9 protein-coding genes are annotated in these 13934 nt (G+C 55.0%); all 9 read left to right on the top strand.

The window, feature by feature from the left end:
- The first annotated feature begins 110 nt into the window (after positions 1 to 110).
- The 9 genes from CEE69_RS01675 to CEE69_RS01630 all read left to right on the top strand — a co-directional run bounded on the left by CEE69_RS01675 (position 111) and on the right by CEE69_RS01630 (position 13851).
- Positions 111 to 1730: an SPFH domain-containing protein gene (locus CEE69_RS01675; protein ID WP_233214497.1), complete on the top strand. Its 1620-nt coding sequence runs from the start codon at positions 111 to 113 to the stop codon at positions 1728 to 1730.
- Positions 1727 to 3319, top strand: coding sequence for an SPFH domain-containing protein (locus tag CEE69_RS01670; protein ID WP_099258834.1), 1593 nt, complete (start codon positions 1727 to 1729; stop codon positions 3317 to 3319). The genes CEE69_RS01675 and CEE69_RS01670 overlap by 4 nt, the downstream gene beginning before the upstream one ends.
- A 275-nt stretch (positions 3320 to 3594) precedes the next feature.
- The gene (locus CEE69_RS01660; RefSeq protein ID WP_099259212.1) at positions 3595 to 4638 is read left to right on the top strand and encodes an AAA family ATPase; all 1044 of its coding nucleotides are present in this window, start codon (positions 3595 to 3597) and stop codon (positions 4636 to 4638) included.
- A gap of 3 nt (positions 4639 to 4641) precedes the next feature.
- On the top strand, positions 4642 to 5517 hold the full coding sequence (locus CEE69_RS01655; RefSeq protein ID WP_099258831.1) for a DUF58 domain-containing protein: 876 nt from the start codon (positions 4642 to 4644) through the stop codon (positions 5515 to 5517).
- A gap of 14 nt (positions 5518 to 5531) precedes the next feature.
- Positions 5532 to 6563 carry a hypothetical protein gene (locus tag CEE69_RS01650; protein WP_233214496.1) on the top strand — a complete coding sequence of 344 codons (1032 nt, stop codon included), beginning with the start codon at positions 5532 to 5534 and terminating at the stop codon, positions 6561 to 6563.
- Complete coding sequence (locus tag CEE69_RS01645) at positions 6560 to 7633, top strand: vWA domain-containing protein (RefSeq protein WP_099258830.1); 1074 nt, start codon at positions 6560 to 6562, stop codon at positions 7631 to 7633. The genes CEE69_RS01650 and CEE69_RS01645 overlap by 4 nt, the downstream gene beginning before the upstream one ends.
- 74 nt (positions 7634 to 7707) lie before the next feature.
- Complete coding sequence (locus CEE69_RS01640) at positions 7708 to 9774, top strand: VWA domain-containing protein (protein WP_099259210.1); 2067 nt, start codon at positions 7708 to 7710, stop codon at positions 9772 to 9774.
- An 8-nt stretch (positions 9775 to 9782) separates the two neighbouring features.
- On the top strand, positions 9783 to 12662 hold the full coding sequence (locus tag CEE69_RS01635) for a BatD family protein (RefSeq protein WP_099258829.1): 2880 nt from the start codon (positions 9783 to 9785) through the stop codon (positions 12660 to 12662).
- Positions 12663 to 12822: 160 nt separating this feature from the next.
- Positions 12823 to 13851, top strand: a complete 1029-nt coding sequence (locus tag CEE69_RS01630; protein ID WP_233214494.1) for a DUF1349 domain-containing protein — start codon at positions 12823 to 12825, stop codon at positions 13849 to 13851.
- Positions 13852 to 13934: the final 83 nt, after the last annotated feature.

Here is a 13934-nt window from a genome sequence, read left to right as displayed (position 1 = left end):
GTGCTAGCTTTTGGCTGCCTGGGCCCTCTGGTAGGCCATTTGTTCACATCGTTTCAGGTTTTCCTATGGAAACTTCCTCGAATTCCAAATCCCCACTCGATTCGCCGGCGATGCGTCGCCTGTTGCGACAAGGTCTGATTGGCACAGCTGGTCTCGGCCTGCTTGCCGCCGGACTGTTGGGGCTGATTTGGTTCTACATGTTCTGCCGAATCGAGGTGCCCAGCGGTCACATCGCGGTGCTGCTTCGAAAAACAGGTGGCGAAATTGAGAATTCGACGGAAGTCGTTGCGGAAGGTGACTTCGACAGTTTCAAAGGTTTGCAAGAAAAGGTTCTGACCGAGGGTCGGTACTTCTACAACCCATGGAAGTGGGAATGGGACATCGTTCCGCAGGTTGAAATTCCCGAGAACCGTTTGGGCGTCCGCATTCGTTTGTATGGAGACGATCTGGGCTACGGGAATTTGATTGCTTACGAAGCCAATCAAAAAGGAATCGCCGCCGAGGTGTTGCGTCCTGGTCGTCACCAGTTGAACGCGGTTGTCTACGAAGCGGGAGAAGATGTCCCTCGCTACCGAGACAACTTCATCGAGTTGGTGGAGTTGCACGAACCAATCGTGATCCCCGCCGGCTTCAAAGGTGTCGTGACGCTGTTGTCCGCTCCTCCCGCCGATGATCCAAATCAACTGCTAGTGGAAGAAGGCAAGCGTGGCGTCCAAGAGAAAACGTTGGACCCCGGCGTTTACTACATCAATCCCTATGTCCAACGTGTGAACTTGGTTGATTGTCGCAGCCAGCGGTTCAATCTTTCGACTGGTGGCGAAATGGGTTTCCCAAGTCGCGATGGGTTCTGGGTTCGTTTGGATGGCCGAATCGAGTTCCGGGTGGATCCAGAGCGAGCCGCAGAGGTCTTCGTGACCTACAACGATTCAGGCAACGATGACGGTGCCGACGCACGGGTCGAGCAAGAGATCATTGAAAAGATCATCCTGCCCAACGCACGATCTTTCTGTCGTCTTCGCGGGAGTGACAACTCTGGTCGTGATTTCATTTTGGGTGAGAAACGCTTGGCGTTTCAAAAGGACTTCCAACAAACGTTGGGTGAAACCTGTCGCCAGCAGGGCATCGAAATCATTCAGGCCCTCGTGACTCGTATCTCGCCACCTCAGCAAATCGCGTCACCGGTTCGTGATCGTCAAATCGCGACTCAGCAAGCTCAGCAATATGTCAAAGAAATTGAGCAGCAAGCCAGTGAGCAGCAACTGAAGATCGAACAAGAGATGGTCAAACGCAAAGAGGCGTTGGTCGAAGTCGATCGAGAGGTGATCAAGCTGACCACCGAAGCCATGCGGCAACAAGAAGTCGCGGTGATCGAAGCGGAACAAAGGAAAAAAGTCGCCGAAGTCGAATTGGCCGCGGCCAAGGATCAGTCCGAGGCGATCTTGGCCCAAGGCAAGGCCGAAGCCGAAGTCATCGGTTTCGAGAATGAAGCCGAAGCGGCTGGATGGGTGAAGTCGGTCGAAGCCTACGACGGCGATGGTGACGCGTTCGCCCGCTGGGTAATGCTTCGCAAACTGGCCCCGAGTTATCGACAAATGATGGTCAACACAGCGGACAGTTCGCTGATGAACATCTTCACCGAATTCAGCGGTGAGACAACCAAAGAAAAGCCTCAGCCAGCGGCTGAGCAAGCCGACGCAACGAATCAAGACAACTCGGGAGAAACAGAATGAGCCTTCGACGTCATAAATCTTGGATTGGTTTGGCGTTCAGCGGTCTGTGGATCCTGGGCGGTTTGTACCTCGCGTTTCTTTGGTTCTTTTGCCGTGTTTATGTCCCTGAGGGGCATAGTTTGCAGCTCCGCTACAAAGGGCCGCTAGTGTTGTCGGCTTCCGAAGCGGAGACCAATCGATTGGCGGGTGAGGGCGAGATTGGTGTTCGTGCGAAAATGCGAGGGCCCGGTCGGCACTTCTACAACCCAATCTATTGGCAACGAAACATTGTGCCGGACTCCGTGATTCTGCCGGGCGAAATTGGAGTTGTGACCTGCAAGGTTGGCGACAGTTTGCCCAAGGGAGAGTTCTTAGTCGAAGGTGATTTGGACGGCCCCAACCAAGCGACTCAGCGTGGCATCCTACGAAAGGTGTTTGGTCCCGGTCGCTATCGTGCCAATCCCTATGCGTTTGAATTCAAAGTCGTGAAGCGTGAAGTGAAGCGGTACGGCAACCAAGAAAAGAACAGCGGTTGGGTTGAAATCCCAACGGGCTACGTGGGTGTTGTGACGCTGCAAACGAACAACGACGAAGCCGGTTTGGTGAAGGGGGTTCAGTCAAAGGTTTTGCAACCGGGACTGTATCCGATCAATCCGAACGAGCAGCAGATCGACGTCATCAATGTTGGCTACAACGAATCCAGCATCGAAGTCCGCAAGCAAGTCGATACTCAAGGCAATCCAATGCATGACGAGCATGGTGAACCCCTCGCGACGCAAGACACCGGGATCAACTTCCCCAGCAACGATGGTTTCGACATTCAGCTCGACTTCTCGGCGATCTGGGGTGTGATGCCCGAGAATGCGGCACAGATTGTTCGCGTGTTTGGCAACTTGGACGCTGTCGAGCAGAAGGTCATCGAGCCGCAGAGTGAAAGCATTTGTCGCAACAATGGTTCCAAGATGGGGGCGATTGAATTGCTGATCGGTGAGACTCGGGAGCAATTCCAAACCGATGTCAGCGAAGATTTCCAAAGCGTGCTGTCAGAGAAAGAAATCTCAATGCTGTACGGTTTGGTGCGGCACATTTACATCCCGAAGAACGTTCGTGAACCGATCCAGAAGGGATATGTCAGCGACGAGTTGAAGTTGACTCGTGACGAAGAAACGAAGACCGCGCGGATCGAGGCCGATTTGCGAGAAGCGGAACGCAAGGTCGACTTGGAAGCGGAACGCGTTCAGGTGGAAACCGAGCGAATGCGAGCTGGCGTGCTGGCCGAGGGTGGGAAGAAGGCGAAAGAAATTGCTGCGGAAACGGAGCGTTTGATTGCACAAATCGACCGCGAAACGGCAGAGTTGGACGCTCAACGTTCTGTTCTGCTGGGGCGTGCCTCGGCGGAAGCCAAGCAAATGGCGGCGGAAGCAACGGCTGACAAATTCCGTTTGGCGGTTCAGGCATTCGGATCGCCAGGAGCGTTCAATAAATGGGAATTCGCCGAGCAACTGCCGACCTCGCTGGACCTGAAAATGTTCTACGCCGGTGAAGGCACGCTTTGGACCGACCTGGAAAGTGTCCAGCCAACGCTGCCGTTGAAAGCAGCCACCAAGTAGCGGCTGGTCAAAAACCTGACGCCCATTGATTTATCAAGGCGGAGACTTTGGTCTCCGCTTTTTTTCGTTGCTGGAACAAACACTTCTCGCTGATTTCGGCCGCGTCGTGGTGGCTGAATCGCGTGTTGGTCCAACCGCACCAATTGCGGTTTGGCCGCGTACTGCTGTGGACCGACCGGATGAGATGGGTATCTTCGTTTGGATCGGATGCCCGAGTGCGTAGCGAGACCTCGCCGATCGGGCACATTTCACGTCGTCCTTTCATGCTAGTTTCGATGAACGAACTGAACGAACACGCTGAGCTTTCGTCTGACATTGAGCTTTCTGATGCTGCGAAACAGCAACGGCATTTAACGGAACGGATCGCTCACGCCAGCAGCCCCTTTCTCGAAATAGTGTCGCAAATCAACCACGTCCTGGTGGGGCAATCTCATCTGGTCGATCGCATGCTGATTGGTTTGTTGACCGGTGGGCATTTGCTGATCGAAGGCGTTCCGGGTTTGGCCAAGACCACGGCGGTGGCGAGTTTGGCCAAGGCGATCAACACCGGGTTCCAGCGTTTGCAGTTCACACCAGATCTACTGCCCGCTGACTTGATCGGGACCCAGGTTTACCGTCCTCAGGATCAAACGTTTGTCGTCCAGAAAGGGCCGATCTTTTCGAACTTGGTTCTCGCTGATGAGATCAACCGGGCTCCTGCGAAAGTGCAGAGTGCGTTGCTGGAGGCGATGCAGGAACACCAAGTCACGATCGGCAGCGAAACGTTTCCTCTTCCCGAACCGTTTTTGGTGATGGCGACCCAGAACCCCGTCGAGCAAGAAGGCACGTACGCGTTGCCGGAAGCACAGACGGACCGTTTCATGCTGAAGGTCATCGTCGATTATCCCAATCGCGAAGAGGAGTTGTTGATTCTTCGTCGAATGGGAAAGACGGGTACAAAATTGGAAGTCGACGCGGTCGCTTCGCCAGAAGACATCTTGGCGGCACGAGCCTTGATCGATGAAATTCGCGTCGACGAAAAGGTGGAGGGCTACATCGTCGATTTGGTGATGGCGACGCGTCGGCCGGAAGCCTACGGGTTGCAGTTGGACGGATTGATTCAGTTTGGCGGTTCTCCACGAGCCACCATCAACCTGACGCTCGCCGCGAGGGCAGCTGCCTTCCTCGCCGGACGTGCCTACGTCCTTCCGGCCGATGTGCGTTCGATCGCTTTGGACGTGTTGCGGCATCGTGTGATGATCACTTACGAAGCCGAGGCGGAAGAGCTGACCAGCGAATCCATTGTGCAGCAAATTCTCGATCACATCCCGGCTCCTTAAGCGATGACTCCCAGCGAAATCCTTCGCAAGATTCGTCGGATTCAGATTCGAACCAGCCACCGCGTCGATGAGATGTTGGCGGGGACATGGCATTCGGCCTTCAAGGGTCGAGGCATCGAGTTCGAGGAGGTTCGGCCTTACCAAGTCGGTGACGATGTTCGCACGATCGACTGGAATGTGACCGCGCGCCAAGACGCCCCATTCGTCAAGCTGTTCCGAGAGGAACGTGAATTGGCGGTGATGCTGATGGTTGATTGTTCGGCATCACTGGACTTTGGGACCCAGTCGCAAACCAAGCGTGAGCTAGTGACCGAGCTGGGGGCAACGTTGGCGATGTCGGCTATCAAAAACAACGATCGTGTGGGTTTGACTTTGTTCAGCGAAGGCGTCGACAAGAGTTTGCCACCACGCCAAGGCTCACGTCACGTGCTGCGATTGATACGTGAGCTCTTGACTCATCCGTCCAGTGGCACCGGAACCGATGTCGGTTCCGCACTGGATCACTTGCAGCGGACTGCGAAACGAAGAACGGTTGTGTTTCTGATCAGTGATTTCCAATCCAAGGACTACGAGAAATCGTTGCGGATCGCTTCTCGAAAACATGATCTCATTCCGGTCGTGGTCACCGATGCCCGGGAAGCGGAGATGCCCGCGGCGGGTTTGGTTCCGCTTCGCGACAATGAAACCGGAGACGTCCGCTGGATCGACACTTCCAGCCGCCTGCATCGCGAACGATACGTGCAGGCAGTTCAGCAGCGCGAGGAACAACGGGATGCTCTGTTTCGACGTTATCGCATGGAACCGTTGCATTTGCAGACCGGAGAAGATTTGGGCGAACCCTTGCGTCGTTACTTCCATCGGCGGGAGAATCGACGATGAAAATCAAGAGGAATATGAATAGACGTCAGTGGTTGCCTAGCGAGCGGATGATGCTCAGTGGTTGCATGGCAGTTTTGCTGTGCCTTGTGATTTCCCCTGGTGTGAAAGCGGACGCGATCGTCCAGCGTCAAACCGATGGCTCAATTGATTTCATCCTGCGTGTGTCCGATTCGGAAACGTTGATCGCGGAGCCGCTGCAGGTGGAGATCGAGGTCATCGTTCCAAGTGAGTTGCAGGTCGTTCTGCCTGCTCTTGAGGATTCCTTGGGCGATTGGGAGATCATTGCGAAAGAGGTCCGAGAGGACTTGCCCCACGCCGTCACCGATGGCTCCAATTCACGTCGTTGGTGGATGCGGTTGACGCTGGAGTGTTTGCAAACTGGCGAATTCGAAATTCCAAGCATCGAGGTGCAAACCTTGCCAAGGCAATCGGAAAGTCGTTCGGAGGACGTTGCGATTGATTGGGACCAGGCTGGATCCCTCGTGACGCAGCCGATTTCGATTGGCGTGCTCAGCGTTCTCTCCGAATCGGCGGACCCGATGAAACCGGAGCCCATTGCCGACGCGATCGCAATTCCTGTCGACTCGGCTCCTTCCCGTTCGTGGCTGCCCGCCGTCGTTGTTGGATTGGTTGTGATGCTTGTTGCGGGAGCAATCGGGCTGCTTCGAATCCGATCACGCCGGGGAATCTCCGATTCGGTCTGGGCTCGTCGGCGTGTAGCAGATCTTCAGTCGCAGTGGCAGAAACAAAAGCTCTCCGCGGACGAGTGCGTTTGTGAGCTGTCCCAAATCCACCGCGTTTGGATTGGCTCGATGATGGGACGCGAATCGGCGGTCTCATCGGAAGAGGCTTTGGCGTGGTTGCAGGATTCGGAGCCGGCGATTGCGGAGAACCTGCGGCCAACGCTCACCCGAGCGGACGAAGTATCGTTTGCTGGGATTTCGGCACCACCAACGGAAGCCGACGCTTGGCTGAATCAGTCAAGTGATTGGATGGACCAGATGGAAAGATTGCAAATCCAACTCGAACAGGAGGCAAAAGCATGAATTTCGCTTGGCCTCACGCGTTTTGGTTGCTGGCGTTGACGCCCCTGATGGCTTGGTGGATGTGGCGTCGTCGGGGTGTTGCCACCGTCGCGTTCAGTTCGCTGGCCGCGGTGGACGAGCTTCCGCGCAGTTTTCGACAGCGTTGGATGTGGTTGCCGAAGGCACTCGCGTTGGTCGCGTTTGCGTTGTTGGTGGTTGCCTTGGCAAGGCCACGCGAAGGACGCGAGCAAACGGTTTCGGAAACCGAAGGGATCGCGATCGAGATGGTGATCGACCGAAGTGGCAGCATGCAGGCGATGGACTTTGAAATCGAGGGCCAGCCGGTCGATCGGTTGACCGCGGTTAAGAACGTGGCCAGCAAATTCATCACTGGTGGAGAAGACTTGGAAGGTCGCTTCAGTGACTTGGTCGGTTTGATCACCTTTGCGGCATACGCCGATGCCGAGACGCCGCCGACGCTGGATCATTCGTTCGTTGTGTCTCGATTGAACCAAACCCAAATCGTCAATCGCAGGGACGAAGACGGGACCGCAATTGGAGATGCGATCGCATTGTCGGTTGAAAAATTGAACGCACTGGACGCACGTCAGAAACGCAAAGTGCAAAGCAAAATCTTGATCTTGTTGACTGATGGTGAGAACACCGCCGGGGAGCTCGATCCGGTCCAAGCCGCTGAGCTTGCCGAGACGATGGGAATCAAAATCTACGCGATCGGCGTGGGGACGAAAGGCAAGGCTCCCGTGCCCGTCCGAGATCCGTTCACCGGTCGCCAGCGTTTGCACTACATGGAGGTGAACATCGACGAAGAAACGTTGCAGAAGGTCGCGGAGTTGACCGAGGGCAAGTACTTTCGAGCGACCGACACCGATTCGCTCGATGCGATTTATCGCGAGATCGATCAATTGGAAAAGACGGAGGTCGAAACTCAGCAGTACGTCAGCTATCGAGAGTTAGCGGTTCAGCCTTGGCACTGGGGATCGATCTTTGTTCCGCCCGTGATCGCGTTAGCGTTTGGCGTGCTGGTCCTTGGCTCGGTGTTGGAAAACCTCTGGCTGAAGGAGTTGGTGTGAACACGTCCGAAATTCAATGGGGCAATCCTGGTGCACTGATTTGGTTGGTCGCTGTCGCGTGCATTGCCTTGGTGATGGTCTATGCGGGAATCTCACGGCGAGTCGCGTGGCGACGATTCCTGGGGACCGGCTTGGCAAATCGTTCCTTGAATCCAACGTGGTGGAATCGGCCTGCTCGGGCGCTGCTGTCATTGGGAGCGTTTGTGATGTTGGTCTTCGCACTGTCGGATTTGCGCTGGGGCAAGGCCTGGGAAGAAGTTCCTCAACGTGGGATCGAAGCTGTTTTCGTGCTGGATGTCTCACGCAGTATGTTGGCGGAAGATGTTTCGCCAAATCGATTGGAACGAGCCAAGCAGCAGATCAAGGACATGGTCGACGAGATGCCGGGTGACCGTGTCGGGTTGATCGTTTTTGCGGGTGAGACTCGGCAAACGCTGCCGTTGACCCGTCATGTGGAAGATTTTAAACAGACATTGGACGCCGTCGGCATGCATTCGGTGCGTCGTGGCGGTTCGCGGTTGGGGGATGCAATTCGAGTCGCTTCCGACGCTTTCTTGGACAAGACCACCGACCACAAAGCCATGGTAATCTTGACCGATGGAGAAGACCAAGAGAGCGATCCGGTTTCTGAGGCGAAGCGGGCCTATGAAGAGCAGGGTATTCGCATCTTCACGATCGGATTGGGGGATGTGACCGAAGGTTCGCGAATTCCGGATGTGGATCCTGAGTTGCCTCGTCGGCAGAGCGGACGCTACGTGAAGCACAAAGGGCAGACGGTGATCTCAAAGATGAACGGAGCCATTTTGAAAGAGGTTGCTGCACAATCCGACGGGGCTTACATCCCCGCCGGAACCAAACGAGTGGACATGTCCGACGTCGTTCATGGATACATCGCGAATGTTGGCGAAGCGGACTTGCAAACGGCCAAGATCAACACTTATGTCCCTCGCTTTCATTGGTTCTTGATCCCGGCGATGGTGTTGCTCAGCCTGGAAGTTTTGCTTCGCGGATGGCCTGCGAAACGACCGGCGGCTACGGACGACATGCCAGCCCGCTCAATCGAATCCGTGTCGCGGCAAGCTGCGAAAGTGGCGATGGTGTTTCTGATCGGGACGTGGGGTGCGGCTGATCGGATCCATGCTCAAGAAGGAATTGAGTCGCCCGATGGATTGACCTCTTTTGTTGATCGAGCTGGGCGTGAGCAATTCAACGAAGGCGTGCTGCAATATCAATCGCAGGAGCTGGAAGCTGCGGAAGCAATCTTTGCCGAAACAGCGACATCACCGGACTCGTCGCTCGCCCTGCGGGCTCGGTACAACCTTGGCAACTGCCAGTACGCACGCGCGATCGCGGGATTGCAAACCGAACCTGCTGTTGCAGAAGAGTCGTTGACGGCGGCGATCGCGAATTTTCGGTCGGCAATTCGGGTGGCTCGGTCGAAAAATGACGCTTCGGAGTCGAGCGACGAGGCGGCCGGCGATCTGGTGCGGCGGGCTCGAACCAATTTGGAGTTGGCTCTCCGACTGAAGAAGGAATTGGAACAACAGGAAGAAGAACAGTCTTCGCAGTCCGAGGACCAGCCTTCCGACGACGAATCCAAGCCTTCAGAAGATGATTCATCGGAAGAGCAACAGGATCAAAGTGGAGAAGATCAATCGGCATCGGGCGACCAGAACGAAAGCGAATCTGAGAATGACGGTGGTCAATCGCAGGGGGATGATTCGGAGTCTTCGTCCGGCGGTGAGCAACAGGACGGTGAGAATGGAAACGAAGGAGAGGCGGGAGAATCTGGCCAGTCGCAATCCGAGTCTAGTATGAATCCGAACCAATCCTCGCAACAGAATCCATCGCAAGACAGTTCTGAAGAGCAGGGTGGCTCAGACGCCGCTGAACAGCCATCGGATGAATCAAGCGGGGCTGCTCCCGAGGGCCAACTGCAATCTCAAATGGAAGGGTCCGACGAGTCGAAGAACCAGGAGGGTCAGGCCGGGGCGATGGCTCAGCAAGCGATGTCGCAATCGATGACACGCGAGGAGGCTCTCAAAATGCTGCAGTCCGTTCGCGACCGAGACATGCTGCGGCGATTTGGAAAGGAACAAAGAGAGCGATCACGTCAGATTCCAGTGGAAAGAGATTGGTGAGGTCAATCATGCAATCCATCGAAGTGACCAAGCTGAAGAGGCAATGCGCATCTCCTGTGATTTGGCTGCTGTGCGTTGTGATTTGTTGTGTGGCGTTCGTCATCGGTGGCGAAACCAACGCGGCCGATGTCTCCGCCAAGTTGTCGTCCATGGAGGCTTATGTCGGGGCCTCATTGACGCTGCAAATTCGGATTGAGAATGCTCAGGACTATGAGCTTCCGGAATTGCCACAGATCGATGGTGTGCAGATCGTTCGCGAAGGATCGCCACAACAGAGCAGGAACATCGTGGTCATCAGTGGGCGGATGATTCAGGAGCAGAGTGTCACGTTTCTCTACAAAGTGACTCCCGCGGTACCGGGGACCTATGAGATTCCTCCGATCGGCATCCGTGTGGATGGGGACGTGGTCGAGACCGAGCCATTGAACTTCGTTGCGACGGTGAGCGAAACGGGTGACTTGTTATTCGTAGAAATCGAAGGCGAGGAGTCATCGGTCTACGTCGGCGAACCCATTCGCTTGACCTTGAAGATTTGGTTGCGCCCCTTTCGGTTGGCCGACTATGACGTGACACTTTCAGATGGTGACATGTGGTCGTTGCGTTCTTCGCAAGTCGAGTGGGGGGAGTTTGGGAAGGCGTTAGAAGAGATGCGAGGACGCAACCAACGTCCAGGTGGCCGGTCTGTGTTGCGCGAAGATCAAAATGGCCAATCCCACGAATACTATTTGTATGAGATCGACACGGAGATCTACCCAAAGAAACCCGGCAAAGTCGACGTTGGTGATGTGGAGATCGTCTTCAACTATCCCGTCAAAATCGGGCCAGCCAGGCGCCGCGATCCTTTGGGGATGGGATCCGTGTTTGACGATGACTTCTTTCGGTCTCCCTTCGATCGACCTCAGCTCGCGATTCAAAAGTCTCGGCCAATTCGGGCGAAGGCTAAGTTCAATTCGATTGATGTTCTTCCCATTCCCACCGAAGGCAGGCCGGCGGGGTACAACGGCGCCGTGGGGAAATACGAGATCGTCACGCAAGCGACACCCGATTCGGTTGAGGCAGGCGATCCCGTCAAGCTGAAGATTGGCATCACCGGCGATGGCCCGATGGAATTGGTGCGTTGTCCTCGGTTGTCGACCATGCCAGAACTGACCACCGATTTCAAAGTCTCCGATCAGCCGCTACCCGGTTTCGTTCAAGACAACATGAAGGTGTTTGCTCCGACGATCCGTCCGAAGCATGAAGGAGTGACCAAAATTCCGCCGATCGAGTTTCACTTTTTTAACCCCGAAACGGAATCATTCGAAGTCGCTCGAAGCAAGCCAATTTCGTTGCGAGTCCGAGCGTCGGAGACTCTTCAGTTGAATTCGATTGTTTCCAATAGCGATCCGCCAGAAAGTCAAGGCTCGACGAATGGGGCAGGGCAGGGCGGTCAAAACGCTAAAGATTCCTGGGCGTCTTCGCTTTGGCAAATTCATTCGTCGCCTCGTTCCCTCAAAAACATTCCAGTCCAACATTCCTATTCGTGGTGGTTGGCTGTTGCGCCGGGATTGGTTTGGTTGAGCCTGGTTGTTTGGCAGTCACGAAGCCGCTGGATGACTTGGCTTCCTGAATGGAAGTCGCCGGCCCAAAGAGCGCTCGCGGAGTTAGAATCGGCGTCCGACGAGTCTGCGATCGGCCAAGCCATGGCGACTTATTTGCAGCGGCAATTTGGGAGCAAACGCGAATCATCGAGCTGGTTGTCAGGCGTCGGTGGATTGCGGGCTGCGGGTGGCTATGGATTGGCTGCTGAAGTGGAATCGTTCCTCGAGAGTTGCCAGCGAGAAGAGACAGCGATCTCTTCCGAGTCGACAACTGAGATCAGCGAATTGCGTTCTCGAGGAGCGGAGTTGATTGAACAGCTAGAGATCTTTTGTCGCCACCAACGACCCTCGCGGCGAACTCAGGCGAAGGATGTGCCCGCGTTTCAATCGCGAAGCGTTGCAAGGATTTTGGGTTGGGTGCTGGCCGGATGTTCTTTCGTGTTTGCGAGTGACGTCTCAGCGGGCGAACCAATGGAAGGCGTGACCCTGGATCAAACATCGATGTCGGTTTTGTTCCAAGAGGCCAATCAATCCTACGAGCGTGGGATGGCGATGCTCAAACGGTCTGGATCCGATGCCGCATCGGCGAATGACCTGGTCGGCGAGGTTGCCTCGGGACAGGCCGACGCGAAGGCGGAGTTTGCGCTGGCGGCCACCCGCTATCAAACGCTGGTTGATGCCGGAGTTGAGAACCCGCAGTTGTATGCGAACTTGGGCAATGCTTGTTTGCAGTCTGGCCAAATCGGACGAGCGATTGTGGCCTATGAACGAGCGCTGAAGTTTCACCCAGAAAACGATTCCATTCGCACTCGTTTGTGGTTGGCTCGTGATCAAGTCAACGAGTCAAGCGATCTGGATGTGTCATGGAAGCAGCAAGCACAGCGAGCGATCGCACCAATCTTGTTCCGCCATTGGAGTTCGAGTCGCTTGCGATGGAGTGTCATCTCTTTGGCGTTCGCTTTTTGGGCGGTTTTGATCTCGCTTCGGATTGGTCGGTGGACACCAGAAGCACGCCGGGTTGCACATTCGATGGTGTCATTGATCGCCGTGATCGCCGTTTGTGGCGGCGCGATTTGGTGGTTGTCAACTGCAGCGATATCGAAGCAATCGACCGGTTTCATTGTTGCTGACCAAGTCACTGTTCGGGCTGGCGATTCCGAGTCCTTCCCCGCTCTCATCGAATGGAACAACGCGGATGGTAGGCAGGTCCATGTCATCCAGTCGCGAGGCAACTGGTCACTCATTAGGACGGCATCCACCAAAGGCTGGATCCCCCAGGCCAATCTTCAAGTCATCGCAGAAGGGTGAACTGCCAATTTGTTTCGGACCGATTGCCAAATCAGGGGGGTGAGTCGGGTATATTGAAGGGAACGGTTCTGTTTCCTTGTGGCGGGTGATTCGAATGTTGTGCGGACGGTTGAGTTTCGGATGCGGGTTCCTTGTTGCCTCGTTTGTAACTTTGGCTGGGATGTCCAGTCCGCACGTGGTCGCTCAAGAGTCCGATGCATTGTTCTTCGATGGATTCGATGGAAAAGTCGACGCTCGATGGGATCCGATTCGTCCTGATCCCAATCGCGTTTCACTCACCAGCCATCCTGGCAAACTCACGTTGAAAACGCATTTCGGTGGTATCGGTGGCAACGCTCGAAACCGGCGAATGCCGCTGACCCGGAATCTGTACATGGTTCCCAACCCAGCGAAAGATGGTGGCGATTTTGTTGTCACGACCTGTGTTGAGGCTTTTCGTCCCGTCAAGCTGTACCAACAAGCAGGTTTGATGATCTATGACGATGACGACAACTATCTCAAGTTTGATTTCGAGCACAGCGGACATGAGGCTGGTTTCAAGCACATGCGAGAAAAGGACACCTACCGTTTAGTTGACACCCACGACTTCATGGAGCCACCGGAACAACTTTGGATTCGGTTGATCAAACGCGGCAATGTCTATGAGCGTGCCTACAGCACTGACGGCAAGACCTACGAAATAATGGGAGAAGCTGTTTGGGGTGATGGTAGCCCGCAGCATCTTGGGATTGTCGCCTGCAATGGACCTTTGCAAGGCAACGAGATTGAAGCTCAGTTTGACTTCTTTCGCATCCGTGAATTGACACCCAAAGAACGCCAAGACCCTGGCTATTTGCAGCGTCAGAAACTGGCTGGCTCATGGGATGTGGTGAGCACTCGAGCAAGCGGGGGAGATTTACCCGAGAGTCCAATCACCGAGTTCAATTTTGATGGCGGCAACGTTTCATTTTTGATTCAGAATGAATTGACCGAAGTGGACTATTCGCTGAACGTCGAGTCCGAACCCAAAGGCTTCGTGATGTCATCATTGACTGTCGGAGCAAAGGAACCCGTCAATGGCAACTTTTCGATCGAAGGTGATCAGCTGATTTTGTGCCTGTCACTTCCGCCTGGCACACCTGCTCCGAACAAGCTGGAAACGCTGGAGAACGACGGGCGAATTCTGTTGACACTCGAACGTGTCGATTGAGGAATCGCCGTCTGCCTGCTAAACCGATTTCAGGTGACCTTTTAAGTGTGTGAAGCTATCTCTAAGTTGCTCGGGAACCGCGC

This window comes from Rhodopirellula bahusiensis (assembly GCF_002727185.1).
GTDB lineage: Bacteria > Planctomycetota > Planctomycetia > Pirellulales > Pirellulaceae > Rhodopirellula > Rhodopirellula bahusiensis.
This window is presented reverse-complemented; position numbering and strand designations above follow the sequence as displayed.

Bases quoted from the DNA above. Each gene is read 5' to 3' on its own strand.
- CEE69_RS01675 (WP_233214497.1), top strand. From the start codon at position 111: ATGCGTCGCCTGTTGCGACAAGGTCTGATTGGCACAGCTGGTCTCGGC.
- CEE69_RS01670 (WP_099258834.1), top strand. From the start codon at position 1,727: ATGAGCCTTCGACGTCATAAATCTTGGATTGGTTTGGCGTTCAGCGGT.
- CEE69_RS01660 (WP_099259212.1), top strand. From the start codon at position 3,595: ATGAACGAACTGAACGAACACGCTGAGCTTTCGTCTGACATTGAGCTT.
- CEE69_RS01655 (WP_099258831.1), top strand. From the start codon at position 4,642: ATGACTCCCAGCGAAATCCTTCGCAAGATTCGTCGGATTCAGATTCGA.
- CEE69_RS01650 (WP_233214496.1), top strand. From the start codon at position 5,532: ATGAATAGACGTCAGTGGTTGCCTAGCGAGCGGATGATGCTCAGTGGT.
- CEE69_RS01645 (WP_099258830.1), top strand. From the start codon at position 6,560: ATGAATTTCGCTTGGCCTCACGCGTTTTGGTTGCTGGCGTTGACGCCC.
- CEE69_RS01640 (WP_099259210.1), top strand. From the start codon at position 7,708: ATGGTCTATGCGGGAATCTCACGGCGAGTCGCGTGGCGACGATTCCTG.
- CEE69_RS01635 (WP_099258829.1), top strand. From the start codon at position 9,783: ATGCAATCCATCGAAGTGACCAAGCTGAAGAGGCAATGCGCATCTCCT.
- CEE69_RS01630 (WP_233214494.1), top strand. From the start codon at position 12,823: ATGTCCAGTCCGCACGTGGTCGCTCAAGAGTCCGATGCATTGTTCTTC.